This is a genomic window from Novosphingobium sp. AP12, assembly GCF_000281975.1.
Taxonomy (GTDB): Bacteria; Pseudomonadota; Alphaproteobacteria; order Sphingomonadales; family Sphingomonadaceae; genus Novosphingobium.
In genome coordinates, this window is the sequence record NZ_AKKE01000047.1 from 17164 (window position 1) to 43727 (window position 26564).

The following is a 26564-nucleotide window of genomic DNA, read 5'->3' on the forward strand; positions in this document are numbered from 1 at the left end:
ATACCCGCTTCGGCGCAACCGGAGGCGGGCGGCACGAATATGCCATATCCCTCAGGTAGAAGCAGAGGACGGCATTGTCCCTGAAGTGTCATTTAATCGTCACGTTGAAGTCATAGCAGCCGCTCCACCCCCGGACCTCTTGCGAAAGACACCGATGCCCATGCGTACTCTTCTTCTCGGCGCTGCGGTCATGACAGGCATCGGCCTCGCCGAGACCGCGTCCGCACAGGCCGTCGATGCCCAGCAGGCCGAGGCCATGCGCGCCGAAATCCGCGAATTGCGGGCCAGGCTGGAATCGCTGGAGAGCCGGCTTGGAGCGCCCGCACCCGCGCAGGCGGCTGCCGCTCCGTCTTCGCCGCCGGTGGACGGCCAGCCCGCTGTCGTCGCCTCGAACTCGACGAAAAAGCCTGCCGACGAAGCGGAGATCAAGTGGAAGGGCTCCCCCCAGATCGTCGAGGGCGGCCAGTCGTTCAAGGTCAAGGGGCGCATCCAGGCCGACGCCGGCTACGTCGGGGCGCCCAAGGGGCTTGGCGACCGGGGGCTGGGCTTCGTCAACGAGATGCGCCGCATCCGCCTCGGCGGCGAAGGCAGCTTCTCGGAGCACCTCTCCTACAAGCTCGAGCTGGAGCTGTCCGACAACGCGGTCGACCTGGTCGATACGTTCCTCACCTTCAAGGACGGCGACTGGCAGCTGCAACTGGGCAACCAGAACTCGTTCCAGTCGCTGGACGAACTGACCGGCGACACCGCGGGCAGCGTGATGGAACGCGCCGCCTTCACGGACGCCTTCAACTTCGAGCGCCGGATGGGCCTCGGCGCGCAGTATTCGCACGGGCCGCTGATCGCGCAGCTCGGCGTCTTCACCGACGACATCACTGCGCTGTCCAACAGCAGCGACGGCGTCAACGGCGGCGACGAGGACAACAGCTACAGCGTCGATGGAAGACTGGTCTACGCGCCGAAGCTGGGCGACGTGCAGCTCCACCTGGGCGCTTCGGCGCACTGGCGCCGCCTCGGCCGGCTGGTCGATTCGAGCACCCGCTACCGCCAGCGCCCCTTCATCCACGCCACCAATACCCGCCTGATCGGCACCCCTTCGATGAACGTCGAGGAAGAGACGATGTACGGAGCGGAGCTGGCGGCACTGTCGGGCCCCTGGTACGGCGCGGCCGAATACTACACCCTTCGCGCCGATCGTCTCGACACCCCGACCGTCGCCTTCCACGGCGCCTATGCCGAGGTAGGGTACTTCCTGACCAAGGGCGACACGCGCGGCTACAAGGGCGGCATCTTCACCAACAACGCCCCCGAGCGCGCGCTGGGCGAGGACGGCGGCATCGGCTCGGTACAGGTGACCGTGCGCTACGACTGGCTCGACCTCGACGACCGCGACATCCGCGGCGGCACCCAGAACGGCTATATCGCCGCCCTGGTATGGAGCCCCATCCAGTACCTGCGCTTCAACGTGAACTATGCGCTGCTGCAGTACACCGGCGCGACGGCCACCGCCTCGGGCGACACCAACTACAACGCCAACGTCATCGCCACCCGCTTCGAATTCGACTTCTGATAGGGACTCACTCGGCCCGCAGCGGCAGCATCAGCGAGGCCGTGGTGCCCGCCCCCGGCCTGCTTTCGATGTCGAAGCGGCCGCGGTGGCGTTCGACGATGTGCTTGACGATCGAGAGGCCAAGGCCGGTGCCGCCCGCCGCGCGGCTGCGGCTGGTGTCGGCGCGGTAGAAGCGCTCCGTCACGCGCGGCAGGTGCTCGGGCGAGATGCCCTCGCCCTCGTCGCGCACGGTGGCCAGCACCCAGCCGGTGCTCGCCGCCTCGACCGAGACTTCGACCGGGCCGTCCGCCTTCGCGTACTTGCGCGAGTTGTCGATGAGGTTGCGCAGCACCTGCGACATCTGGCCGCGGTCCCCCGCGATCACCGCCTCGGTGCAGTTGGCGCGCACCGTGACCGGCGCGCCGCCCCGGAATTCGCCCGCGACCTCGTGGGCAAGCGCGACCATGTCGATGCTTTCGGACGGCGCCTCGTGCTTCACCGCCTCGATCCGCGAGAGCGACATGAGGTCCGAGATCAGTGCCTGCATCCGCTGCGCCTCGTGGCGGATGGTGCCCAGAAACCGGCCGCGCAGGGCCTCGTCGCCGCCCGCCTTGGGATTCATCAGCGTCTCGCAGTACCCGATCACGTTGGCGAGCGGGGTGCGCAGTTCATGGCTGGCATTGGCGACGAAGTCGGCGTGGGCCTTGGCGACGCTGACCCGCTCCGAAAGATCGTAGAGACTGACGATCTTGTCCTGGGGACCGGCGACCTTGCAGTCCACCTCCCACATCGAGCCTCCGGTGGAGAGCCCCTTGATCCGCGCCGAGCCGCCGTTTTCACTCAGGATCGCGGCGACCGCGCGGGGATCGCGGATGGCGATGCGCACGTCCTGCCCGACGATATGCGCGCCGAGCAGGGCCTTCGCCGCCGTATTGGCGAACCGCACCTGCCCGCGCGACACCATCATCGCCGGGGTCTGGAGGTGTTCGAGGAGGTGGACGCCCTCGATGCTCATGCGCGGTATGCTCCCAATGCCGGCGTTCGATGCATTGGCCCATGCATGGGAACGACGGTGTAATCCAGCGCGCGTGACATGGTTTCACTACAGTCTTGTTGCAACATTCGTATTCAGACGCCCGGGAAATGACATTTCCATGGCTGTTCGACACGCGGTACCTTTGGAAAACGTGCTTGCGCAGGCCATCCGGCCTAGCGCCTGCGGGAAACCTTGCTATGCTGCATATGCGTGGCCATGCGTCGATGAACGGACGCCGGCCCCAGCAGCCCCTCGCAAGAGGGAAACCATAAAATGGTACATCACGGAAGCGAGGAGGAGCGCGACCGTTCGGTGGAAAGGTATCCGTGACGCAATTCACTTCCGATCGCCTGCTCCTCTTCGGCGCCACAGGCGATCTCTCCCGCAGGATGCTGCTGCCCTCGCTTTGCGCGCTCGACGCGGAAGGCTTGCTGGACCCGCGCATCCAGATCATCGGCACCGCCCGGTCCGAGATGGACGACCAGGGCTTCCGCAACTTCGCGCGTGAGGCGCTGGAACAGTTCCTCCCCGCCACCCGGCGCGGCGGCATGGCGCAGTTCCTCAACCGGCTGACCTACCAGCCGCTCGACGCCAACGACATCGACCACTTCCACGCCCTCGCCGAAAAGGTCGGGACGCCGCAGGAGGGCCTGTCGATCTTCCTGTCCACCGCCCCCAGCCTGTTCGAAGCCACCATCCACGGCCTCGAAAAGAGCGGGCTGGCGGGCGACAAGGTGCGCATCGGCCTCGAAAAGCCGCTCGGCATCGACCTCGCCTCGAGCAAGGTCATCAACGACGCCGTCGCCCACGCCTTCCCGGAGGACCGGATCTACCGGATCGACCATTACCTCGGCAAGGAAACGGTCCAGAACCTGCTGGCGCTGCGCTTCGCCAACCTGATGTTCGAGCCGCTGTGGAACGCCGCGCACATCGACCACGTGCAGATCACCGTGGCCGAGACGGTAGGCCTCGAATCGCGCGTCGCTTATTACGACGACAGCGGCGCGCTGCGCGACATGGTGCAGAACCACATGCTCCAGCTCCTCGCGCTCGTGGCGATGGAGCCGCCGGTTTCCTACGACGCCACCAATGTGCGCGACGAGAAGGTCAAGGTCCTGCGCTCGCTTCGCAAGGTCATGGCCGCGCAGACCGTCACCGGCCAGTACCGCGCAGGCGCCATCGGCGGCCAGGCCGTGCCCGGCTACGACGAGGAACTCGGCAAGGATTCCGACACCGAGACTTTCGTCGCGATCAAGGCGCATATCGACAACTGGCGCTGGCAGGGCGTGCCCTTCTACCTGCGCACCGGCAAGCGCCTGCCCAAGCGCACGACCGAGATCGTCGTCCAGTTCCGGGACGTGCCGCACTCGATCTTCACCGGCCGGGGCGCCAAGACGGTGCCGAACCGGCTCGTCATCGGCATCCAGCCCGAAGAGAACATCACGCTCTCGCTCATGGCCAAGGTGCCGGGGCTCGACCGCAACGGCTTCGGCCTGCGCTCGGTGCCGCTCGCCATCACCATGCCCGACGCCTTTGCCGACCGGCAGCGCCGCATCGCGTATGAACGTCTGCTGCTCGACCTGATCGAAGGCGACCAGACGCTGTTCGTCCGCCGCGACGAAGTGGAGGCCCAGTGGGACTGGATCGACGCGATCCGTGCCGGCTGGGAGGAACAGGGGCAGGAGCCGAAGACTTACACTTCCGGAAGCTGGGGACCATCCGCCGCCATCGCGCTTGCCGAGCGTGACGGCGTCACTTGGCACGAATGAGGTCCTTCGGGGCTTTCACTTTCGAGTAAGAACGGCCGACCGGTTCCGTGTGCGCGCAGGCAAGGGTGCGCCATGGACACCGGCCGGACCGGAAAACGACCAGGAGTAACACCATGAGCAATCTCAACCCGCCCCGGCTCGATCCGGTGGTCGAGCGTGTGACCCAGCGCGTCATCGAGCGCTCCCGCCCGAGCCGGCAGCGCTACCTCGACCTCGTCGCCTTCGAGGCCGACCGTCATTCCGACCGCAGCTTCCTGTCCTGCTCCAACCTCGCGCACGGCTTCGCCGCCTCGGGCGAGGACAAGGCGACGATCGCGGCGGGCAAGTCGATCAACCTCGGCATCGTCACCGCCTACAACGACATGCTCAGCGCCCATCAGCCTTATGGCCGCTATCCCGACCAGATGAAGCTCTACGCCCGTGAACTCGGCGCGACGGCGCAGGTCGCGGGCGGCGTGCCCGCCATGTGCGACGGCGTGACGCAGGGCTTCGACGGCATGGAGCTGTCGCTGTTCAGCCGCGACGCCATCGCCCTCTCCACCGCGATCGCGCTCAGCCACGCGATGTTCGACGGCATGGCGCTGCTCGGCATCTGCGACAAGATCGTCCCCGGCCTCGTCATGGGCGCGCTGCGCTTCGGGCACCTGCCCGCCGTCTTCGTGCCGTCCGGCCCGATGCCCAGCGGCATCTCGAACAAGCAGAAGCAGCAGGTCCGCCAGCTCTACGCCGAGGGCAAGGCCGGCCGCGAGGAACTGCTCGAAAGCGAGAGCGCCAGCTACCACGCGCCGGGCACCTGCACTTTCTACGGCACCGCCAACTCCAACCAGATGATGATGGAGATGATGGGCCTGCACATTCCGGGCTCCGCCTTCGTGCCGCCGAACACGCCTCTGCGCCAGGCGCTGACCCGCGCCGCCACCCATCGCCTGGCCGCGATCACCCGCAAGGGTGACGACTACCGCCCGATGGCGCATGTCGTGGACGAGAAGGCGATCATCAACGCCATCGCCGGCCTGCTGGCGACCGGCGGATCGACCAACCACGCGATCCACCTGCCCGCCATGGCGCGCGCGGCGGGCATCCTGATCGACTGGGAGGACTTCGACGAACTCTCCTCCGTGGTCCCGCTCATCACCCGCGTCTATCCCAACGGTTCGGGCGACGTGAACCACTTCCACCACGCGGGCGGCATGGCCTGGGTGGTGCGCGAACTGCTCGGCGCCGGCCTTGCCCACTCGGATATCCTGACGATCTCCGAAGGCGGCATGGATGCCTATGCCTCCGAGCCGGTGCTGGTGGATGACGCCCTCGCCTGGACCCCGGCCCCCGCCAAGAGCGGCGACGACGCCATGCTCCGCACCGTCGCCGAGCCCTTCCTGCCCGACGGCGGGATGCGCCTCGTGGAAGGCAATCTCGGTCGCGGCACCTTCAAGACCAGCGCCGTGGACGAGCAGCGCTGGACCATCGAAGCGCCGTGCCGCGTGTTCGACACCCAGGAAGGCGTCAGCCAAGCGTTCAAGGCGGGCGAGCTGGACCGCGACGTCGTCGTCGTCGTCCGCTTCCAGGGCCCGCGCGCCAACGGCATGCCCGAACTGCACAAGCTGACCCCGCCGCTCGGCGTCCTGCAGGACAAGGGCTTCAAGGTCGCGCTCGTCACCGATGGCCGCATGTCGGGCGCCTCGGGCAAGGTCCCGGCCGCGATCCACGTCACTCCCGAGGCGCTGGGGGGCGGACCGCTCGCCCACCTGCGCGACGGCGACATCGTGCGCCTCTCCGCCGTGGACGGCACCCTCTCGACCACCGCCGACCTCGCTGCCCGTGAAGCCGCGCCGACCCCGGTTGCGCCGATGGGCATGGGGCGCGAGCTGTTCGCGATGTTCCGCATGAACGCGGGCGGCGCCGAACAGGGCGGCTCCTCGATGCTGGAACTGGCCGGACTGTGAGCGTGACCGAACTCGTCGCCGTCGACATCGGCGGCACCCACGCGCGCTTCGCCCTCGCCTCCATCGCCGAGGACGGCGCGATCACCCTGGGCGAGCCGGCCACGCTCCACACCAAGGACCACGGCAGCTTCCAGCTTGCCTGGCAGGCGTTCCGCGACATGAACGGCGGCACCCTGCCCGATGCCGTCGCCATGTCGGTCGCGGGGCCGGTCGGGGGTGACGTCATCAAGTTCACCAACAACCCCTGGATCCTGCGCCCCGCGCGGATCGAGGAGATGCTGGGCCCCAAGCGCCAGACCATCGTCAACGACTTCGCCGCCGTCGCCCACGCCGTCGCGCGGGCCGATGCGAGCGAGTTCCTGCACCTTGCCGGGCCGCAGGAAGCGCCCTTGCCCGAAGTCGGCGCGATCAGCGTGCTCGGCCCGGGCACCGGCCTCGGCGTCGCCTATCTCCTGCGCGACGGGAGGACCTATCACGTCCAGGCGACAGAGGGCGGCCACATCGACTACGCCCCGCTCGACCTGATCGAGGATGCCATCCTCGCCCGCCTGAGAAAGCGCCACAACCGCGTCTCGGTCGAGCGCGTGGTCTCCGGCCCGGCCATCGTCGACATCTACCATGCCCTCGCGGCGATGGAGGGCAAGGCCGTCCTCGAAAAGAGCGACGTCGAGATCTGGACCTCCGGCACGTCCGGCGAGGACGCCCTCGCCGAGGCCGCCGTGGACCGCTTCTGCCTTGCGCTCGGCGCGGCGGCGGGCGACTATGCGCTGGCGCATGGCGCGGGCGGCGTCGTCATCGCCGGGGGGCTGGGCTACCGGATCCGCGAAACAATCCTCAAGTCGGGCTTCAACGAGCGCTTCAACGCCAAGGGCCGCTTCGCCGGCATGATGGCGAAGATCCCGGTCAAGCTCATCACCCATCCGCAGCCCGGCCTGTTCGGCGCGGCGGCAGCCTTCGCAAGGGAGCACCTTCAGTAATGACCACCATGTCCGCAGCAGTCGAAAAGGTCATGCGCCTCGCACCCGTCATCCCGGTGCTGGTGATCGAGGACATCGAGCACGCCCTGCCCATCGCCGAAGCGCTCGTCGCCGGCGGGTTGCCCGCGCTCGAAGTGACCCTGCGCACCGAATGCGCGATCGAGGCGATCAGGATCATGAAGCAGGTCCCCGGCGCCGTCGTCGGCGCGGGCACCGTGCTGACCCCGGACGACCTCGCCCGCTCGATCGACGCAGGCGCCGAGTTCATCGTCTCGCCCGGCCTCACCCCCACGCTGGGCCAGGCCGCGCTCGACGCCGGCATCCCGTTCCTGCCCGGCACCGCCAACGCCAGCGACGTGATGCTGGCGTTGGAGATGGGCTTCAACCGCCTGAAGTTCTTCCCTGCGATGGCCGCCGGCGGCCCGCCCGCCCTGAAGGCGATCTCCGCCCCGCTGCTCGCCGCCCGCTTCTGCCCGACCGGCGGCGTCACACCCGAGAACGCGGCCGAGTGGCTCGCCCTCGACGCCGTGCTCTGCGTCGGCGGCAGCTGGATGGTGCCCAAGGGCAAGCCCGACCCCGCCAAGATCGAAGCGGCCGCGCGCGTCGCTGCGGGGCTCGGTCGATGAGCGCCGGGTCTGCGCAGAGCCTGCGCACCGTCGACGCGCTCGATGCCCGCCTGCAGGAACTGCACAAGCTCACGGCGCAGACCCCGCTGTTCAACCCCGTGTTCCAGCTCGGCCTCGAACTCTCGCGGATGCTGGAAACGGGCGAGATGAGCCTCGATCATATCGAGTCCCTCGTCGCCGAGATGGACTGCGAGGGCCTGCGCGCCCGCGCCGCCCGCCTCGACCGCATCCTCGAAACCGTGCCGATCGCGGAGAACGACGCGCTGCTCGACGCGGCCGCCGAGACGACCGCGGCCGACGACGACTTCAGCGCCTTCGCGGTGCGCTGGCAGCGCCCGGCCGCGCACGTCGTCTTCACCGCGCACCCGACCTTCCTGCTCACCGCCGCCCAGACCGAGGCGGTGACGACCTCGGCCTCCAACGGCGACTTCAGCGAGGCGTCCGTCTGCGCCGCCTCGCCCGAGCGCGACACCATCACCCTCGACTACGAGCACGACGCCGCCATGGCCGCCATCGCGCGCGGCCAGAAGGCGCGCGACCGCATCGTCGGCCGCCTGCTCGATCTCGCCGCCGCCCGGTGGCCCAAGCGCTGGAAGGGCCTCTCGCCCATGCCGGTGCGCTTCGCCCACTGGGTCGGTTACGACATGGACGGGCGCACCGACATCTCGTGGTCCACCTCGATCCGTTACCGGCTGGAGGAAAAGGCCCAGCGCCTCGCCGCCTATGCGCAGAGCCTCGAAAAGGTCGCGCCCGAAATCGCGGCGCAGCTGAGCCGCGCCCACGCCCACACCGCCGAAGTGGCGAGCGCCTTCAAGCAGGACCTCACCGCCCCCGAGGCCCTGTCCTCCGCCGCCAACGGCCTCACTGCCGAGCATCCCGACAAGCTCGTCAGCCTCGAAAGCGTCATCACCCGGCTCGAGGAAGACGCCCGCCACGCCGACCAGGCGCAGGCCCGCAGCCTGCTCGTCACCGCCGCCGCCATGCGCGCGGACGGGCTCGGCATGGGCGGCATCCACTTCCGCGTGAATGCCTCGCAGCTCCAGAACGCGATCCGCCGCCGCCTCGACCCCGAGGGCAAGCTCAGCCTCGCCAGCCAGGCGGCGCTGGTGCGCATGCGCGAGCTGCTCGCGGAGGTTAAGCCGCTGCGCTCCAACTTTGCGGCGCTGGCCATCGAGAATTCCACCGCCGTCCGCCAGTTCCTCGCCATGGCGCAGATCCTCGGCCACATCGACGCCGACGCGCCGATCCGCATGCTGGTCGCCGAGTGCGAGGAGCCGACCACGGTTCTCGCCGCGCTCTACTTCGCGCGCATGTTCGGCATCGACGACAAGGTCGACGTCTCGCCGCTGTTCGAGACCGAAACCGCGCTGGAACACGGCGGCCGGTTCCTCGACGCCGTTCTCGCCGAGCCCGCCTACCGCGACTATGCCCGCAAGCGCGGCCGCGTCGCGATCCAGACCGGCTTCTCGGACGCCGGGCGTTTCGTCGGACAGGTCCCCGCCGCGCTGGCGATCGAGCGTCTGCAGGGCCGGCTTGCCGAGGCCATGGCCGCCAACGGCCTTTCCGACGTCTCCGCGCTGGTGTTCAACACCGGCGGCGAATCGATGGGCCGCGGCTGCCATCCCTCCAGCATCGACGACCGCTTCGACTGGCAGATGTCCCCCTGGGCGCGCCGCCGCTTCCTGCGCGCCGCGATCCGGCTTGAGCCCGAAGTGTCTTTCCAGGGCGGTGACGGCTACCTCTGGTTCGGCTCGGACGAACTGGCGCTCGCCACTCTCACTCGCATGACCGAGCGCCCGCTCTGGGCCGCCGACGTCAACGCGCCGACCGACCCGTTCTACCGCCGCACCGACCTCAGCCTCGACTTCTACCGGGCGATCCGGGGCGTCCAGCACGACCACCTCGAATCGACGACCTACAGCCGCGCGATCACCGCTTTCGGGCTCGGCCTGCTCAACGACACCGGCAGCCGCAAGGCGCGCCGTCAGTCCGACCTCGCCTCGGACCGGACGATGAGCCTGCGCCAGATCCGCGCCATCCCGCACAACGCGATCCTGCAGCAGCTGGGCTATCCGGTGAACGTGATCGCCGGCATCGGCACGGCGGCGGACGGAAACCGCGAAGAGATCGCCGGGCTCCTGCGCGAGAGCGCGCGCGGGCGGCAGATCGTCCGGCTGGCGCGCGCCGCCAATGCGCTCGCCTCGATCAAGACCGTCTCGGCCTACGGCGAGCTGTTCAACTCCGCCTACTGGGCCAGCCGCCCCTATCGCGGCGACGAGCAGCACATCGCCGATGCCTGCCTCAAGCTCGCGGAATACCTCACCAAGGACGACCGCACCGGTGTCTACCGCCGCCTTGCCTCGCGCCTTCGGGTCGATGCGCTGAAGCTGCACCGCCTGCTCGAACTGATCCCGGACGAGGCCCCGCTCAAGGACCGCGAGCATACCCGCCGCAGCCTCGGCGTGCTGCAGAGCCTGCGCATCGCGCTGTTCCAGCACATGTTCCTGCGCGCGGTGATGGTGCCGCAGTTCAGCCGCGCCAACGATATCAGCCGCGACGACGTGCTGGAGATGTTCTTCACCCTGCGCGTAGAGGACGGCCTCGCCCAGCTGCGCCGCGCCTTCCCGGTCCACTTCCCGTCCATCAGCGACTTCGCGGTGGACGAGCCGAGCGACTACCCCGACTCCAGCGCCACCGGCTATGCGGGCATCCACAAGGACTACATCGACCCGATCGCACGGTCCTATGCGCTGTCCCTGCGGATCACCACGGCGCTGGCGAACGAGTTCGGCGCCCACGGTTGATGCGAAACCTCCCTGTCGCGGCGCGACGGGGAGGATTTCCGCTGGGCCTTACGCCCGGCAAGCCTCCAGCTCGGCCCTCAGCGCCGCGACCAACTTGGCCGCCGGCATCGCGCGGGCCAGCGGAGCGCCCTGCCCGGCCCACTGCGCGCCGAAGCCGTGCTCGCCGCGCGCCTTGGCGGCCGCGTTGAGCGCCTTCCCGGCGTGATAGGCGATGGGATAGTCGGGCACCGGGCGGTCTCCCACCTGCGCCGACAGCGCCGTGAAGCGGTTGGCCAGAGAGCGCGCCGGGCGGCCGGAGACCAGCCGCGTAAGGGTCGTGTGCCACGCCCCCGGCCCGGCCAGCGCGGCGCGGTAAGCCTCGTCGGCGGCGGACTCGGGGCAGCCGATGAAAGCTGTCCCCATCTGCGCCGCGACCGCGCCGAGGTCGAGCGCGGCGGCGATCCCGGCGCCGTCCATGATGCCGCCCGCCGCGATGACGGGGGCCAGCCCCTCGCGCACCAGCAGCCGGGTCAGCGCCATTGTGCCGAGCGCGTCGTCGGGCGCGGCGGGGTCGAACACGCCTCGGTGCCCGCCGGCCTCGATCCCCTGCGCGACGATGCCGTCGATGCCCGCGCCTGCGACGAGGCGCGCTTCCTCGGCGCTGGTGGCGGTGGCAAGCAGCAGGACACCGCGCTCGTGCAGGGCCGCGATCACGTCGGCCGAGGGCAGCCCGAAGTGGAAGCTGACCACCGGCGGTGCCTGCTCGATGATGAGGGCCAGCATGTCCGCGTCGTCGGTAAAGCTGGTGTAGCCCGATTGCAGCGCTTCGGGCGGCTCGGCGCCGAACTCGACGAACAGCGAGCGCAGCCAGTCGATCCAGCCCGCCTCGCGCTCGGCATCCGCGACCGGGGTGGCATGCACGAAGAGGTTGACGTTGAACGGCCGGGACGTGCGCGCGCGAACCTCGTCGATCATGGCGCGCGCGCCCGCCGCATCCGTCGCGCCCAGCCCGATCGAGCCAAGCCCGCCGGCGTTGGATACCTCGGCGGCGAGCAACGGCGTACTGGTCCCCGCCATGGGCGCCTGGACGAGGGGGATGCTCATGCCCAGGCGTTCAAGAAGGCTCATGATCTATGTCTCCAAGCCCCCTCTTCATGGCGAGGACCGAAGCTCACGGGCAATCGACATGCATCGGTCCCAGAGACGGACGAACGGCCCCGGGCCTCGCTACTCCATCATTCCCAGCAGGGTCTGGATGTTGCAGGTCGCGAAGCCGACGGTGCTGTCGGATATGCCGTAAGGAATGAGCAGTTGCTCGCCCACCTTGAGCGCGCCGCAGGTGTAGACCACGTTGGGCACGTAGCCCGAACGGTCGGCGTTCTCGGCGGTGAGCACGGGCTCGGGCGTGCGGGCAAGGACCTTGCTCGGGTCCTTGAGGTCGAGCAGGGCGCAGCCCAGCGCGTACTTGCGCATGGCGCCGACGCCGTGGGTGAACATCAGCCACCCTTCCTCTGTCGGGATGGGGCTGCCGCAGTTGCCGATCTGGATGAATTCCCAAGGGTACTTGGGCTCCATCAGCAGGACGCCCTCGTCCTCCCAGTGGTCGATCGTGTCGGACTTGAGGAGAAACAGGTTCTTGCCATCCTGCCGCCCGACCATGGCGAAGCGCCCATCGATCTTCTGCGGGAACAGCGCCATGCCCTTGTTGCGCCCGGCGGCGCCGCGGATCGGCTCGAGGTCGAAGTTGCGGAAGTCGCGCGTGCGCAGCAGTTCGGAGCGGATCGAGCTGCCCGAATAAGCGGTATAGGTGCCGACCCACTCGTAGTCTCCGCCGCCATGGTCGAAGCGCACGAGGCGAAGGTCTTCGAGCCCGCCGCGCTGCTGCTCGGTGATCGGGAAGATGACGGTGTTGGACAGGCTGGACTCGGCGTGACGATGGACCGAGACGGTGCCGTCGGCATCGACCTGGTCTTCCTCGTCGAGCTCCACGGATGTGGCGAAAGCAGCCTGCGGCCAGAGGCAGAACTCGCCGTCGGGCTCGGCGATGCCTTCGCGGAAGGCGACCGAGCTGATGTGCCCCTCCCCCACGGCGCGCAGGGACATGATAAAGCGCACACAGCCGTCCTGCATGCCCGACTGGTCGGGCGACGGGACGATCGAAGGGTTCATCAGCGCGGCGGCGGCGAACGTGTACTCGTGGCAGAAGTACGAGCCGATCAGCCGCTGCTTGGTCTCGGAATAATCCGCGTGGTTGAGTTCCATGTTCGCCGCCACTTCGTCGAAGCGGTCGGCGAAGATGCGCTCGGTCTGCCAGTGGCGTTCCTTGAAGTCTCGAAGCACGCGCTCGTACTCGAGCGCGGCACGCTCCTCGGTGAGCGCGGCGACGTCCTCGACGAGTCGCAGGGCCCGTCCTCCCGGTGCGTTCTTCGCCTGCCAGCCCAGATGGAACGGGCGCAGGACCACCCTTGCCGGATCGGCATGCAGGCGGGTTTCGAAGATACGAAGCGGTTCAGACCAGGCGTTCTCGGGCCGGTTCAAGAAGGTCTCCTTCCCGGGAGAGTGGAGCAGTCGTGGACGGCTCGTGGACCAGCTTCATAAGCGCATAATGCGACAACTGGAAGGCCAGTATGGATTCCGCACCGCAATTCGCATTGCCTCCGCGCGGGGTCACCCCGTCCCGGCAACGGCCCGTCGCCACTTCGGCGAGGACCGCGCCGCGATCGTTGTCGCCGAAGAACCAGCGCCAGGCGACGAGCGCGTGTTCGCGCCAGAACGCACCGCTGGTGGCGTTCCAGGCGGACTGCGCGGCCTCGATGGCGGCCTGGGCCTCCAGCGGCTGCTGGTCGAACGGCAGATAGCCGTGTTCGCGGTGGAAGCTCTCGGAGCCGATGGGGCGGAACTGGCCCTTGGCGGACAGTTGCTGCTCGCAGATCCACTGCAGCGTTTCGAGCCCGGCGCCGGTCCAGTCCTCGCGGCCGAGCGCCATGCCCGCCTCGATCAGGGCCTGCGACAGGCGCGGGTTGTCATAGCCCAGCACGGTCTCGAACCACGCCCAGTCGGGACGGCGCCCCTCGCCGAGCAGGCGCATGAGGAAGTCGCCGCCGTTCTCGACGAGCTTGCGCGACAAGGCATGCCCGGGGTCGCGGCGCAGCACCGCGCAGGCGCCGAGCATGGTGAAGGCGATGGCGCGGGGCGAACCCAGCGGGACGATGGTCTTGAGGACTTCCTCGTAAAGATGGAGGCCCCACTGCGCGAGGCCGTCGTCGGGCGCGCGCTCGTAGGTCTGGCCCAGCGCCCAGACGGCCCGGCCGTTGGAGTCCTCGGAGCCCTCGTCCTCGCACCAGCTGCGGTCGAAGCGCATGAAGTTGCGGAAGCGCTTGAGGTCCGGGTTCCATGCCGACTGCACGAAGGCCGCGTAGGCAAGGCTCCACTTCATCCGCTCGGCAGCGGGAAGGCCATGCGCCACGTTCAGCAGCATCAGCGCGCGGGCATTGTCGTCGAGGCAGTAGCCATGGCGGCGATCGGGCACGACGCCGATCGAATGCTGGAGCATCCCGGTGCCGTCGCTCATGGCGAGCACGGCGGAGAGACCGGGTGTCGCGGTCAGCGGCGGTGCTTCCGGCTCGGCGGGGAGCGCGGCGGCGGCGAGGCGCGCGGTGGCGTCGGCGAAGCGCGGCCAGATGGTCTCGCGGCCCCGGGCATAGGCGCGGCGCTGCATGGCCGCCATCTCGGACGGCGCGTCGAGCAGGGCGTTGACGGCGCCGGCGATCGCCTCGCTGGAGTTCGGCTCGATCAGGCTGCCGACGTCCTGCGCCAGCAATTCGCGGGCGTGGACGTAAGGCGTCGATACGACCGCCTTGCCCAGCGCCACGGCATAGCTCAGCGTGCCGGAGGTGGACTGCTGCAACCCGGGATAGGGCGTGAGGTAGATGTCGCAGGCTTCCAACTGGTCGAGCAGTTCGGGCGTGTCGAGGAAGCGGTTGTCCCAGGCGATGTGCCGCGCGACGCCCAGTTCCTGCGCGAGGCCGGCCAGCTTGTCGCGGTACGCTTCGCCGTCTCGCGCGACGAGGTTGGGGTGCGTGGCGCCGACGATGCGGTAGAGCGCCTCGGGATGACGCTCGACGATCGCGGGCAACGCGCGGATGGCGTGCTCAAGACCCTTGCCCGGGCCCAGCAGGCCGAAGGTCATCAGCACCTTGCGCCCCGTCAGGCCGAGTCGCGCCTTGAATTCCTCCTGACGGCCGAACGGGCGGTCGGGGGCGCCGTGATCGATCACTTCGATGATACGCGCGGGCGCGCCGTAGATCTGCTCGAGCAGGCCCTGCGAATGGCGCGACATCACCATGATCCGCGACGCGCGGGTGACCAGGTGGCGCAGGATGTTGCTCTGACGCTCCGAAGGCTCGCTCAGCACGGTGTGGAGCGTGAGCACGAGCGGCGCGGCCAGCCTGTCCACGAAGTCCAGCACCATCTGGCCGTCGGCGCCGCCGAAGATGCCGTATTCGTGCTGAAGCCAGACCGCATCGACGCCCGATTCGTTGATCCGGCGGGCGGCGGCGGCATAGGCCTCAGGGTCGTTCCAGGCGATCGTTCCGGCGACGCCGGCGTATTCCAGCGGTGCGGTCGGATCGTCGAGGGCGTGGACATCCACCTCGATCTCGGGGTGATGGTCCCGCAGCTTTTCGAAGATATCCGTCGTGAATGTCGCAATGCCGCATTTGCGCGGCGCGAAGTTGCCGATCAGCGCAAGGCGCATCGGCTCGCTGGTCAGCGGCGGAAGTCCATCGAAGATCGAGTGGACATCCGCCGTTTCCCGGCCATTCTGGAAGTCGTGGGATAGAGGCAGATGGGCCATGCGCACCCCGTTAACGAGAGATGAAAGTATCTCCTGCTTAAGTCCCTACCACCGATTCAGTTTCACGCTGCACTGCAAAAAACGGGCCAGCCGGTTTCCGAGATCGATATCGTGCGGGAACGAGCGAAATTGCGCTCACTTTTGACCTGTATTCGTGTGCCAAAAGACGACATCCGGGCTTTCGTCAGCCTGTCGCCAGCAGCAGGAAAGACTTCGCCGACGTTTCCAGCAACTGCGTGTCGGGCGAGCCCGGCAGGATCGCAGCAAGGAGATCGGTGTCCTTGAGCAGCATCCTCGCGCCATGCTCGAAAGCACGGGGTTCGGGTACGCGGGCATAGACTTCGAAGCCAAAGCTGCGGCCCGAACTGGCGTTGACCAGTTCGGCTAGCGCTCGGCGTTCCACGCCCAGCGCCTCGCCCGCCTGCAGCGCCGCCTGCGCGAGCCCCATGTTGGCGGCCATCAGCGCGTTGTTGACGATCTTGGCCTTCTGCCCCGCACCGACCGGGCCAAGCAGCACGATCAGCTTGCCGAAGCTCTCGAAAACCGGCTGCGCCTGCTCGAACGCCTCGGCGGAACCGCCGCACATCACCGTCATCGTCCCCGCCTGCGCGCCGGGCGAACCGCCGCTCACCGGCGCATCGACCATGGCGACGCCCCGCGCGGCGCAGAGCCGCTCCACCGCCTCCGCCGTCTCGGGCAGGACCGTGGAGTGGAGCGCCAGCAGGCTGCCGGACTTCATCGCCGGGACCAGCTTCGCGCAGATATCCAGCACGTCCGCATCGTTGACCACGCAAAGGCCGACATGATCGCAGGCCGCGCCCAGTTCCTCTACACTCCCGGCGACTTCGGCGCCCGCTTCGGCGAACGCCGCCGCAGCCTCGGGCCTGCGCGCCCACACGGTCAGCGGGAAGCGCGCAAGCATGCGGTGCGCCATCGGGCCGCCCTGGCTGCCGATGCCGATGAAGCCTGTGCGAATGGCGGTCATGCGTGTCTCTCCTCAGTCCCTTTGCGGCATGCAAAGCGCGGGGCGATGCGCGAGTCCAGCGGGAGGCTGTTCACCATCGTCGGGGCGACGCGCCCACGCCAAAACCGCCGGGTTCGCTACGATGGACTTCCCGGTCCCGCTTTCCTATGTTTCCTGCTCACGCAATAATTTTACAACGAGGGTGCAATGGCCTCGGCCTCCAGCGACGCTGCGGAAAGCCTAAAAACGCTACACGAACTGCTCACGCCGATCGTTGGCGAGGAGCGCGCCGAATGGGTGCTGGCCACGCTCTCCATCGACCCGGCACTGGGCGGCGACGCCGACCGCGCCAGCCGTGCGCAAGTGGCGATGGCGCTCAACGCCGCACTGTTCCTCGACCTGCTGGACCGGGTGCCGACCGCCGCGCGCTATGTCTCGGAGATGCGCGCCAGGGGCGAGCCCATCGTCTTCGATCACGGCGCCCTGCGCACGATCGACGGCGAGACGGGCGCCCTCCCCTCCGGCCACGCCGCGTTCCTGCGCTTCCTCGCGCCGCTCGGCTACGAAGTGCGCGGGCTCTACCCGCTGCCTGCGCTGACGATGACCGGCCGCGCCTTCGTGCAGGTGGACCTGCCCGAGACGGTGCCGCAATTCTTCGTCTCCGAGCTGCACATCGACCAGCTTGCGCAGCCCTCGCAGGCCGCAGCCGCGAAGGTGTTCGGCGCCTCGACCGACCCGCTGGGTGATGCGGAATGGCTGGCCCTGGGCTCGATCGGCCGCCACGGCGACTGCACGATCGAGGAAGGCACCGTCATCCTCAGGGGCGCCCTGCGTGCGTTCGACCGCCAGCACCCGGTCCCGGCGCTGGACGATTACCAGGACCTGCTCGCGCACAGCAAGGAAGGCGCCTGGATCGCCACCGAGGGCAACGCCTTCAACCACGCGACCACCCGCGTCCCCGACGTTGAGAGCCATGCCGAGGAACTGAAGGCCGCCGGTTACCCGCTCAAGCCCTCGGTCGAGATTTCGCGCAATGGCCGCGTTCGCCAGACCGCGATCCTCGCCGACAAGGTGGCCCGCCCGTTCCGCCTGGCAGGCGGCAGCGAGACTGCGATGGACGTGCCGGGCTCGTTCTACGAATTCATCAGCCGCGATATCGACCCCGAGACCGGCACGCTGGACCTCACCTTCGACAGCGGCAACGCGACCGGCATCTTCGCCGTGACGAGAGACATGTGACCATGCTGCGCTCCTATGATCCCGCCAGCGGCGAACTCGTCTGGGAAGGCGAAATCGCCGGACCCGAGGCCGTCTCCGCCACCCTCCTGCGCGCCCGCAAGGCGTTCCCCGCCTGGGCCGCGCTGCCGGTAAAGGCGCGCGTCGCCGTGGCCGAACGCTACCGGGCAGCGCTCGAAAGCCGCAAGGAAGCGATCGCCGAGATCATAGCGCGGGAAACCGGCAAGCCCTTGTGGGAGACGCGCACCGAACTCGCCTCGATGATCGGCAAGGTCGGCCTCTCGATCGCCGCGCAGGCCGAGCGCGCGGGCGAGAAGCGCAGCGACATGCCGTTCGGTCAGGCCGTCCTGCGCCACCGCCCGCACGGCGTCATGGCGGTGCTGGGGCCGTTCAACTTCCCCGGCCACCTGCCCAACGGCCACATCGTCCCCGCCCTCCTCGCGGGCAATACGGTCGTGTTCAAACCCTCCGAAATGACCCCCGCGACCGGCGCCGCCATGGCCGAGTGCTGGGCCGAGGCGCTAGAGGACGCCAATGTACCCCTAGGTGTGTTTCAGGTCATTCAGGGTGCGCGCCAGACCGGCGAGGCGCTGCTGGCCGGCCACATCGACGGACTGCTGTTCACCGGCTCGGCAGGCGCGGGCGCGCACTTCCGCCGCACCTTCGCCGACCGCCCCGACGTCATCCTGGCGCTGGAACTTGGCGGCAACAACCCCTTGATTGCATGGGATTCCGAGGATCTGGAGGAAGCCGCCTCGGTCGTCGTCCAGTCCGCCTTCATCACCACCGGCCAGCGCTGTTCCTGCGCCCGGCGCCTGATCGTGCCGGACAACGCCTTCGGCAGCGCCCTGGTCGATGCGGTGGCCCAGATCGCCGACCGCATCGTGATCGGCGCTTGGAACGAGACCCCCGAACCGTGGTTCGGACCGCTGATTTCCGGCGCTGCCGCCGAAAGTGCCAAGGCCAGTTTCGCCGCCCTCGTCGATAGCGGCGCCCGCGTAATTCGCCCGTTTTCCGGGGTCGAAGGCCGATCCGGCGCCTTCGTAACCCCGGCGATGCTCGACGTGACCGGCACCTTCGTCCCCGATGAAGAGATCTTCGCCCCCGTCCTCCAGGTCAGCCGCGTGCCGGACTTCGACGCCGCGATCGAGGCCGCAAACAACACCCGCTTCGGCCTCTCCGCCGGCCTCATCAGCGCCAACGACGCGCTGTGGCAGCGCTTCCTCGTCGAGGGCCGTGCGGGCGTCGTCAACCGCAACCGCCCGACCACCGGCGCGGCGGGCTCGATGCCCTTCGGCGGGCTAGGCGAAAGCGGCAACCACCGGCCCAGCGCCTACTACGCCGCCGATTACTGCGCCTATCCGGTCGCCAGCTTCGAGGCAGCGGACGCCGGCGGCAATAGCGGCGCGCTCGCCGGCAAGCTGCGGGCATGAGCCTCACCGGCGAAGAACAGGACATCCTCGCCCCCGTCGAGCGCGCGCCGATCCTGTCGCGCACGCTCGAATGGGCCTCGATCAACAGCGGCACCGGCAACCTCGATGGCCTTGCCGCGATGGCCGGATACCTCGCCGATGCCTTCGCGCAGCTGCCCGGTGAAGTGCGGCTGGTCGAGCCCGCCCCGGTCGAGAAAGTCGACGCGCAGGGCCAGCTGCGCGAGGTCGGCCACGGCCGCCATCTCGTCGTGTCGGTGCGCCCGCAGGCGGCGCGCCGCGTGATCCTGACCGGGCACATGGACACCGTGTATTCCCGCGAGCACCCGTTCCAACGCTGCGAATGGCTGGGCGAGGACACGCTGAACGGTCCCGGCACCGCCGACATGAAGGGCGGTCTCGCGCTGATGCTGGCAGGCCTTGCCGCCTACGAGGCGAGCGGGCCGACGCTCGGCTACGACGTGCTCATCAACAGCGATGAAGAGACCGGCTCGCTCTCCTCCGCCGCGCTGATCGCCGAACTGGCCCAGGGCAAACTGGCGGCACTGACTTACGAACCCGCGCTGCCCGATGGCTCGATGGCCCGCGCCCGGCCCGGCTCGGGCAACTATGCCGCCGTGGTGACCGGCCGCTCCGCCCACGCCGGGCGTAACCCGCAGGACGGCCGCAACGCCCTCGTCGCCGCGAGCGACCTTGCGATGCGGCTCGCCGCCGGGGTGCGCGAGGGCCTCACCATCAATCCCGCCCGGATCGAGGGCGGCGCGCCGAACAACACCGTGCCTGACCTCGCGATCCTGCACTTCAACCTGCGACCACGCACGCCGGAACAGGCCGAGGCCGCGCGCGCCCTCATCGACAACGCCGTCGCCGAAGTGAGCGCCGCGCACGACGTGCAGGTCCACGTCCACGGCCACGTCTCGCGCCCTCCCAAGCCGATCACGCCTCGCACGGAGGCGCTGTTCGGCCTCGTCAGCCAGGCCGCCGCCGACCTCGACCAGCCGATGCGCTGGCAGGACACCGGTGGGGTGTGCGACGGCAACAACATCGCCGCCTGCGGGGTCCCGGTGCTCGACACGATGGGCGCGCTGGGCGGTTCGATCCATTCGCCGCAGGAGTTCCTGATCGCCCATTCCCTCGACGCCCGCGCCCGCCTCACAGCTCTCGTGATGCACCGCATCGACCGGCATGGAGTGCCCGCCGCATGACCTTCCTGCTCCGAACCGCGCGCGAGAAGGACCTCGAATCGCTCTACCGCATGGCCAAGGGCACCGGCGGCGGCTTCACCAACCTGCCGCCAGACCGCCCGACGCTGCAGGCCAAGCTGGAGCGCGCCGCCAAGAGCTTCGCCCGCGACGACGGCCAGATCACGAACGACCTGTTCGTCTTCATCCTCGAGGACACTACCGACGGCAAGGTCCGCGGCACCTGCCAGGCGTTCTCGCAGGTAGGCACCGAACTGCCGTTCTACTCCTACCGGATCGGGCGCATCACCCAGCATTCCAAGGAGCTCGACCGCACCTTCCGCGCCGAGATGCTGACCCTCTGCACTGACCTCGACGGCGCCAGCGAGGTCGGCGGCCTGTATCTCGACGCCACCGAACGGTCCGCGGGCGTGGGCAAGCTGCTCGCCCGCAGTCGCTACCTGTTCATCGCCATGCACCGCCAGCGCTTTGGCGAGATGACCCTCGCCGAACTGCGCGGCGCCATCGACGATGCCGGCAACTCGCCGTTCTGGGACGGCCTCGCGGGCCGCTTCTTCGACATGAGCTTCCGCGACGCCGACGAGTTCAACGGCACCCACGGCAACCAGTTCATCGCCGACCTCATGCCCAAGCATCCCATCTATACCGCACTACTTTCCGAAGCCGCGCGGCAGGTGATGGGGCAGCCGCACTACTCGGGCCGCCCGGCGATGCGGATGCTGGAGAGCGAGGGCTTCGCCTTCCAGAACTACGTCGACATCTTCGACGGCGGCCCCACCATGATCGCCCGCACCGATCAAATCCGCACCATACAGGACGCGCGGACGGCGACGGTTTCAGCGGTGGCGCCGGGGCCGGCCGAGGCCACGCACCTCATCGCGACCGGACGGCTGGCGGACTTTCGCGCCTGCCTCGGCAGCGTGAGAGAGGACGGCACGATCGACGAAGCGGCCGCCGGGCTGCTGGGCATCGGCGCGGGCGATGCCATCACTTACGCCCCGGCCTAAGCCCGGCCGAATTGCCGCAATCACCTCACTGTCATAGGCTCACCCCATGCTCACCGAGATCAACTTCGACGGGATCGTCGGCCCCAGCCACAACTACGCCGGGCTGAGCCTGGGCAACCTCGCCTCGGCCCGGAACTTCGGCAAGGTGTCGGCTCCGCGCGCGGCCGCGCTGCAGGGTCTCGCCAAGATGCGCGCCAACCTCGATCGCGGGCTGGCGCAGGGGTTCCTCCTACCCCAGCGTCGCCCCGATGAAGGCTGGCTCCGGCAGCTTGGTACCACGCCCGAGGCCGCAAGCCCGACGCTGCGCGCCAATGCCACGTCCGCCTCGTCGATGTGGGCCGCCAATGCCGCCACCGTCTCGCCCGCGCCCGACACCGCCGACGGACGCTGCCACCTGACCGCCGCCAACCTCGTGACGATGCCCCACCGCAGCCACGAATGGCGCGAGACGCTGGCGCAGTTGCAGATCGCCTTCGCCTCCGCCCAGCACTTCGCCCTCCACGCGCCGGTCCCCGCCCCCTTCGGCGACGAGGGTGCGGCCAATCACATGCGCCTGTGCGCGGGCCACGCCGCGCCGGGCATCGAGGTCTTCGTCTACGGACAGGCCGGCGGCCCCTTCCCCGCCCGCCAGCACCGCGAAGCCAGCGAGGCCGTCGCCCGCATCCACGGCTTGTCGCCGGACCGCACCGTCTTCGCGCGCCAGTCCGACGAGGCGATCGCCGCGGGCGCGTTCCATAACGATGTCGTGGCCGTCGCCAACGAACGCGTGCTGTTCACCCACGAACTCGCCTTCGCCGACCGCGAGGGTTTCTATGCCGAGCTTCGCGCCAAGCTGCCCGAGGTCGAGATCGTCGAGGTCCCCGCCGCCGCCGTCAGCCTTGCAGACGCGATCTCGTCGTACCTTTTCAACGCCCAGCTGGTCACGCTGCCTTCGGGCGAGATGGCATTGGTCCTGCCACAGGAAGCGCGCGAAACGCCCTCAGTGTGGCAGTGGCTGGAGGCCCACGTCGGCGGAAATGGCCCGATCCGCCACCTGTTCGTCCACGACCTGCGCGAGTCCATGGCGAACGGCGGCGGCCCGGCCTGCCTGCGCCTGCGGGTAGTCGCCGATCCCGCCACCATCGACCCGCGGTTCATGGCCACGCCCGACAAGCTGGACCTCATCGAAGCGCTGGTAACGCGCCTTTGGCCCGAGCGCATCGCGGTGGAGGGCCTCGCCGATCCCGCGCTCTGGCGTACCTGCGTGGAAGCACGCGCCGAGCTCTGCGTGGAACTCGGACTTTCGGAACTGAACCGCGCGGAATTCTGAGCCACATGCGCGAAACCGGACGGCGGTTCGTTTTTTTGCAATGGTTCCTCCACAACCAGTCGTCATATGGAAACCATGGCCACCATTGCTCCTCCCCTCCGCACGCCCGTCCTTCCCGACCCGATCCGCGCGGTCATCTTCGACATGGACGGCACTCTGCTGGAGACCGAGGCCGCGCAGCACCGTGCCTTCGAGGCAACCGGCGCCGCGCTGGGATGGCCGCTTTCGCACGAAATCCTCGACAGCATGGTGGGAATATCCCGCGACCTGAACCAGGTCATGCTGGCCAACCGGCTTGGGCCCGACTTCCCGCTCGCACAGTTCTACGCTGATTCAGACGTATTGTTCGAAGCGGCGGTCGATGCCGGACTGCCGCTGCGTCCCGGCGCCCGGCTCATCCTCGACCACTTCCGCGATACCGGCGTGAGCCTCGCGCTCTGCACCTCGACCCAGGGCGGCAAGGCGCAGGCCCGGCTCGCGCAGGCGGGACTGCTCGATTACTTCGACGTGGTGGTGACCCGCAGCGACGTGACCCACGCCAAGCCGCATCCCGAACCCTACCTGCTCGCCGCCAAGCGCCTCGGCGTCGATCCGGCCGACTGCGTGGCGGTGGAGGACAGCTACGCGGGCGTGCGCTCGTCCGTGGCGGCGGGCATCGCCACCGTCATGGTACCCGACCTGCTTCCCGCGACCGAGGAGCAGACGCTGGTTGCCGCCAAGGTCCTGCCCAGTCTCTCGGACCTGCGTGACCTGCTGTTGGCACGGACCGAAAACTCAGAATTGTAGCCCTCCCCGCTTCGTGAAACCCTCGTTAGCGACAACGAGGGGATATCGACGATGCGCCTGATCCGCCGCGCCGCGCTGGCCGCGCTCCTGGCCCTGACCGGAAGCTGCAGCGCCGCCCCTTCCGCGACCGAGGCGATCGAGAGACTCGCCCACGACACATACGTCGCCGCCATCAACAGCAACGACGCCGACACGCTGCTGGCAGACCTCACCGACGACGTGGTTTATCAGGCACCCGGCGCCCCGGAGGTGGTCGGCAAGGCGGCGGTGGGCGAGTGGGTCAGGAGCTATCTCGCCACTTACCGGACGAAGTGGGAGAAGACGTCGCTGGGCTTCACCGTCGCGGGCGACTGGGCCTTCGAACGCTACACCTACAAGGTCGCCGACACCGACAAGGTCACCGGCACGGTCATCACCGACGTCGGCAAGGGCATCAACGTGTTCCGCAAGGGCAAGGACGGCAAGTGGCGCGTCGCCCTCGACGGCTGGAGTTCGGACAGGCCGGTCTCCTGATCAAGGCGCGTGTGCCGCGTCCCGACCGGACCCGGGCCCTCACTCCGCCGGTTCGGACTCTTTCGGCTCGACCTTGAGCACGCCGCGGCGGACCTGGTCGCGCTCCATGCTCTCGAACAGCGCCTTGAAGTTGCCGTTGCCGAAGCCGTCGTCGCCCTTGCGCTGGATGAATTCGAAGAACACCGGTCCGACCTTGGCTTCGGCGAAGATCTGGAGGAGGAGGCGCGGCTGCCCCTCACCCGTCGTCCCGTCGAGCAGGATGCCGCGAGCCTTGAGCTCATCGGCGGGCTCGCCGTGGCCCGGCAGGCGCTCGTCCAGCATCTCGTAGTAAGTCTCGGGCGGCGCGGTCATGAACGGCACGCCCAGCGCTTTCAGCCGGTCCCAGGCGGCAACGAGGTCGTCGCAGATGAGGGCGATGTGCTGGATCCCCTCACCGTTGAAGGCGCGCAGGAACTCGTCGATCTGGCCCTTGCCGCCGTCGGCTTCCTCGTTGAGCGGGATGCGGATCTTGCCGTCCGGCGCGGTCAGCGCCTTGGAGGTGAGGCCGGTGTATTCGCCCTTGATGTCGAAGTAGCGGATCTCGCGGAAGTTGAAGAGCTTCTCGTAGTAGTCCGCCCAGTAGGCCATGCGGCCGCCGTAGACGTTGTGGGTCAGGTGGTCGATCAGTTCGAAGCCGGCGCCGACGGGGTGGCGATCGACGCCCGGCAGGTATTCGAAGTCGATGTCGTAGATCGACAGCGCTCCGTCGCCGTCTCGCTCGTAGCGGTCGATCAAATAGATGATCGAGTTGCCGATGCCGCGGATACCCGGGAGGTGCAGTTCCATCGGGCCGGTCGCGACCTGCACCGGCTCGGCCGAGCGGGCGAGCAGTTCGGCATAGGCAGCGCGCGCGTCACGGACGCGGAAACCCATGCCGCAGGCCGAGGGGCCATGCTCGCGGCTGAAGAACCACGCCGGACTGCCGGGCTCGTAGTTGGTGATGAAGTTGATCGAGCCCTGACGCCACAGTTCCACGTCCTTGGAGCGGTGGCGAGCGATCAGGGTAAAGCCCATGGCGGTGAAGACCGGCTCGAGCACGCCCTTTTCCGGGGCGGAAAATTCCACGAACTCGAAACCGTCGAGGCCGATGGGATTGTCGAAAAGGTCGGTCATGCGCGTGCTCCGGTCATAGGTATCTCGCCCGGCAGTGTCTGGCCGGCGGGCAGCGGCGCATGGTTGCGCCAGGTTTGGTAGACGGGCCCGAAATCGAGCCCGACGAGCGCCTCGATCAGCTGCGGCAGGCTTTCGAGGACGAAGTAAGTCTTCTGGAAACTGTCGATCATGTAACCCGTGCGCATGACGCGCACCGGGTCGAACGGCAGGCGCAGGACCTCGCCGTCCTCTATCGAATAACGCGTCTCGCCCGCGGAGGAGATGATGCCGGCGCCGAACACCTTGAGCTCGCCGCCCTCGCGCACCAGCCCGAACTCGATCGTGTACCAGTAGATGCGCGCCAGCATGTCGAGCGCGTCCATGGCCATCGCCCGTTCCCCGGCCTTGCCGTAAAGCTCTAGGAAATCAGCGATCGCGGGGTCGAGCAGCATCGGAACGTGGCCGAAGAAGTCGTGGAACACGTCGGGCTCGACGAGGTAGTCCAGCTCGTGCTCCTCGCGCAGCCAGCGGGTCACCGGGAAGCGGCGGTGGGCGAGGTGGTCGAAGAACACCGCGTCGGGAATGAAGCCGGGCACCGTGACCAGCTGCCATCCCGTGGCCGCACCTAGAATGACATTGGCGTCCTCGAAGCGGGGGATGCCGTCGGCACAGTCGAGCCGGGCGAGCCCTTCGCGGAACGAGGCGCAGGCGTGGGTGCGGACCAGCGCGGACTGGCGCGCGAAGAGGCGGCGCCAGCGGTCGTGCATTTCGGGGGTGTAGGCGTGCCAGTCCTGCGCGACGGTGTAGTCGTCGGCTGCGCCTTCGTACTCGCCCCTGAGGTCGCTGCTGGAGGTCTGCGTGGCAGGCTTCTTCATGGGAGGAGAATACCACAGCCGGATCGTCAGTTCCGTGCGATTGTGGCAGGTGTGAAAGCTGCTATTGGCGGAATTCACCAATTCACCGACCCGAATGAGGCAATCCGTGCAGCTGGACGAATTTGACCGCGGGATCATCGCCGCTCTGCAGGAGGACGCGCGCATGCCCGTCGCGCAGGTGGCCGAGCGCGTCGCGCTGTCGGCCACGCCGGTCAGCCGCCGGATCAAGCGGCTGGAGGACGAAGGCGTGATCCGGGGCTACGCGCCGGTGCTTGACCCCCGCAAGCTCGGCTTCGAGCTGGAAGCCTACGTGCTCATCAACCTCGTCGCGCATATCGACGAGAACATCGCGCGCTTCGAGCAGGCCATCGCCGATAACCCGCACGTCATCGCCTGCCATGCGGTGACCGGCGACATGGACTATCTGGTGCGGGTGATGGCGCGCAACGTCGAGCACCTCTCGCAGATCACGCTGCGGACGCTGCTGCGCATCCCCGGGGTGCGCGATGTGAAGTCGATCATCGTGCTGGAGACGGTGAAGGAACAACGCGCAGTGCCACTGGATTGAGGCGC

The 26564-nt window shown here is 68.5% G+C and carries 21 protein-coding genes; 14 read left to right on the forward strand and 7 right to left on the reverse strand.

Annotated features, from left to right (window positions below; translation table 11 throughout):
- The first annotated feature begins 160 nt into the window (after positions 1-160).
- Positions 161-1570 (forward strand): OprO/OprP family phosphate-selective porin, encoded by a 1410-nt coding sequence (locus PMI02_RS08560; protein WP_157222447.1) that lies wholly within the window; start codon positions 161-163, stop codon positions 1568-1570.
- A 7-nt stretch (positions 1571-1577) separates the two neighbouring features.
- Here the strand turns inward: PMI02_RS08560 and PMI02_RS08565 are convergent, their stop codons facing one another.
- Positions 1578-2564, reverse strand: coding sequence for a cell wall metabolism sensor histidine kinase WalK (locus tag PMI02_RS08565; protein ID WP_007681536.1), 987 nt, complete (start codon positions 2562-2564; stop codon positions 1578-1580).
- Between the two features lie 347 nt (positions 2565-2911).
- Between PMI02_RS08565 and zwf the strand changes: the two genes are divergently transcribed.
- The 5 genes from zwf (at position 2912) to PMI02_RS08590 (ending at position 10704) form a co-directional block, all read left to right on the forward strand.
- The gene (gene zwf / locus PMI02_RS08570; RefSeq protein WP_007681539.1) at positions 2912-4354 is read left to right on the forward strand and encodes a glucose-6-phosphate dehydrogenase; all 1443 of its coding nucleotides are present in this window, start codon (positions 2912-2914) and stop codon (positions 4352-4354) included.
- 113 nt (positions 4355-4467) lie between these two features.
- Positions 4468-6297 (forward strand): phosphogluconate dehydratase, encoded by a 1830-nt coding sequence (edd, locus tag PMI02_RS08575; RefSeq protein ID WP_007681547.1) that lies wholly within the window; start codon positions 4468-4470, stop codon positions 6295-6297.
- A 2-nt stretch (positions 6298-6299) separates the two neighbouring features.
- Complete coding sequence (gene glk / locus PMI02_RS08580; protein ID WP_007681560.1) at positions 6300-7274, forward strand: glucokinase; 975 nt, start codon at positions 6300-6302, stop codon at positions 7272-7274.
- Positions 7274-7900, forward strand: a complete 627-nt coding sequence (gene eda / locus PMI02_RS08585; RefSeq protein WP_007681562.1) for a bifunctional 4-hydroxy-2-oxoglutarate aldolase/2-dehydro-3-deoxy-phosphogluconate aldolase — start codon at positions 7274-7276, stop codon at positions 7898-7900. The genes glk and eda overlap by 1 nt, the downstream gene beginning before the upstream one ends.
- Positions 7897-10704, forward strand: a complete 2808-nt coding sequence (locus tag PMI02_RS08590; protein ID WP_007681564.1) for a phosphoenolpyruvate carboxylase — start codon at positions 7897-7899, stop codon at positions 10702-10704. Before eda ends, PMI02_RS08590 begins: the two co-directional genes overlap by 4 nt.
- A 48-nt stretch (positions 10705-10752) precedes the next feature.
- Here the strand turns inward: PMI02_RS08590 and PMI02_RS08595 are convergent, their stop codons facing one another.
- The 4 genes from PMI02_RS08595 to PMI02_RS08610 form a co-directional block, all read right to left on the reverse strand.
- Positions 10753-11811, reverse strand: coding sequence for a nitronate monooxygenase family protein (locus PMI02_RS08595; RefSeq protein WP_007681566.1), 1059 nt, complete (start codon positions 11809-11811; stop codon positions 10753-10755).
- Positions 11812-11910: 99 nt separating this feature from the next.
- Positions 11911-13221, reverse strand: coding sequence for a glycoside hydrolase family 130 protein (locus PMI02_RS08600; RefSeq protein ID WP_007681568.1), 1311 nt, complete (start codon positions 13219-13221; stop codon positions 11911-11913).
- The gene (locus tag PMI02_RS08605) at positions 13193-15538 is read right to left on the reverse strand and encodes a glycosyltransferase family 4 protein (RefSeq protein ID WP_007681571.1); all 2346 of its coding nucleotides are present in this window, start codon (positions 15536-15538) and stop codon (positions 13193-13195) included. The genes PMI02_RS08600 and PMI02_RS08605 overlap by 29 nt, the downstream gene beginning before the upstream one ends.
- Positions 15539-15722: 184 nt before the next feature.
- Positions 15723-16523 carry an NAD(P)-dependent oxidoreductase gene (locus tag PMI02_RS08610; protein ID WP_007681580.1) on the reverse strand — a complete coding sequence of 267 codons (801 nt, stop codon included), beginning with the start codon at positions 16521-16523 and terminating at the stop codon, positions 15723-15725.
- Positions 16524-16709: 186 nt separating this feature from the next.
- Here PMI02_RS08610 and PMI02_RS08615 point away from each other — a divergent pair, with 186 nt between their 5' ends.
- From PMI02_RS08615 to PMI02_RS08645, 7 genes are all read left to right on the forward strand, one after another.
- Positions 16710-17741: a 2-oxoadipate dioxygenase/decarboxylase family protein gene (locus PMI02_RS08615; RefSeq protein ID WP_007681582.1), complete on the forward strand. Its 1032-nt coding sequence runs from the start codon at positions 16710-16712 to the stop codon at positions 17739-17741.
- A gap of 2 nt (positions 17742-17743) precedes the next feature.
- A complete protein-coding gene (gene astD / locus PMI02_RS08620; protein WP_007681584.1) occupies positions 17744-19171 on the forward strand; it encodes a succinylglutamate-semialdehyde dehydrogenase in 1428 nt (475 codons plus the stop codon).
- Complete coding sequence (locus PMI02_RS08625) at positions 19168-20373, forward strand: hydrolase (RefSeq protein WP_007681586.1); 1206 nt, start codon at positions 19168-19170, stop codon at positions 20371-20373. The genes astD and PMI02_RS08625 overlap by 4 nt, the downstream gene beginning before the upstream one ends.
- Entirely contained in the window at positions 20370-21377 is a 1008-nt protein-coding gene (locus tag PMI02_RS08630; RefSeq protein ID WP_007681588.1) for an arginine N-succinyltransferase, read from the forward strand. Before PMI02_RS08625 ends, PMI02_RS08630 begins: the two co-directional genes overlap by 4 nt.
- A 46-nt stretch (positions 21378-21423) precedes the next feature.
- The gene (locus PMI02_RS08635) at positions 21424-22686 is read left to right on the forward strand and encodes an N-succinylarginine dihydrolase (RefSeq protein ID WP_007681591.1); all 1263 of its coding nucleotides are present in this window, start codon (positions 21424-21426) and stop codon (positions 22684-22686) included.
- A gap of 66 nt (positions 22687-22752) precedes the next feature.
- Positions 22753-23472, forward strand: coding sequence for an HAD family phosphatase (locus tag PMI02_RS08640; protein WP_238539036.1), 720 nt, complete (start codon positions 22753-22755; stop codon positions 23470-23472).
- A 51-nt stretch (positions 23473-23523) separates the two neighbouring features.
- Positions 23524-23985, forward strand: a complete 462-nt coding sequence (locus PMI02_RS08645; RefSeq protein ID WP_007681595.1) for a nuclear transport factor 2 family protein — start codon at positions 23524-23526, stop codon at positions 23983-23985.
- Positions 23986-24024: 39 nt separating this feature from the next.
- Here the strand turns inward: PMI02_RS08645 and hppD are convergent, their stop codons facing one another.
- On the reverse strand, positions 24025-25137 hold the full coding sequence (gene hppD, locus PMI02_RS08650; protein WP_007681598.1) for a 4-hydroxyphenylpyruvate dioxygenase: 1113 nt from the start codon (positions 25135-25137) through the stop codon (positions 24025-24027).
- Positions 25134-25991 (reverse strand): phenylalanine 4-monooxygenase, encoded by an 858-nt coding sequence (gene phhA, locus PMI02_RS08655; RefSeq protein ID WP_036503016.1) that lies wholly within the window; start codon positions 25989-25991, stop codon positions 25134-25136. The genes hppD and phhA overlap by 4 nt, the downstream gene beginning before the upstream one ends.
- Positions 25992-26097: 106 nt before the next feature.
- Here phhA and PMI02_RS08660 point away from each other — a divergent pair, with 106 nt between their 5' ends.
- A complete protein-coding gene (locus tag PMI02_RS08660) occupies positions 26098-26559 on the forward strand; it encodes an Lrp/AsnC family transcriptional regulator (protein ID WP_007681610.1) in 462 nt (153 codons plus the stop codon).
- Positions 26560-26564: the final 5 nt, after the last annotated feature.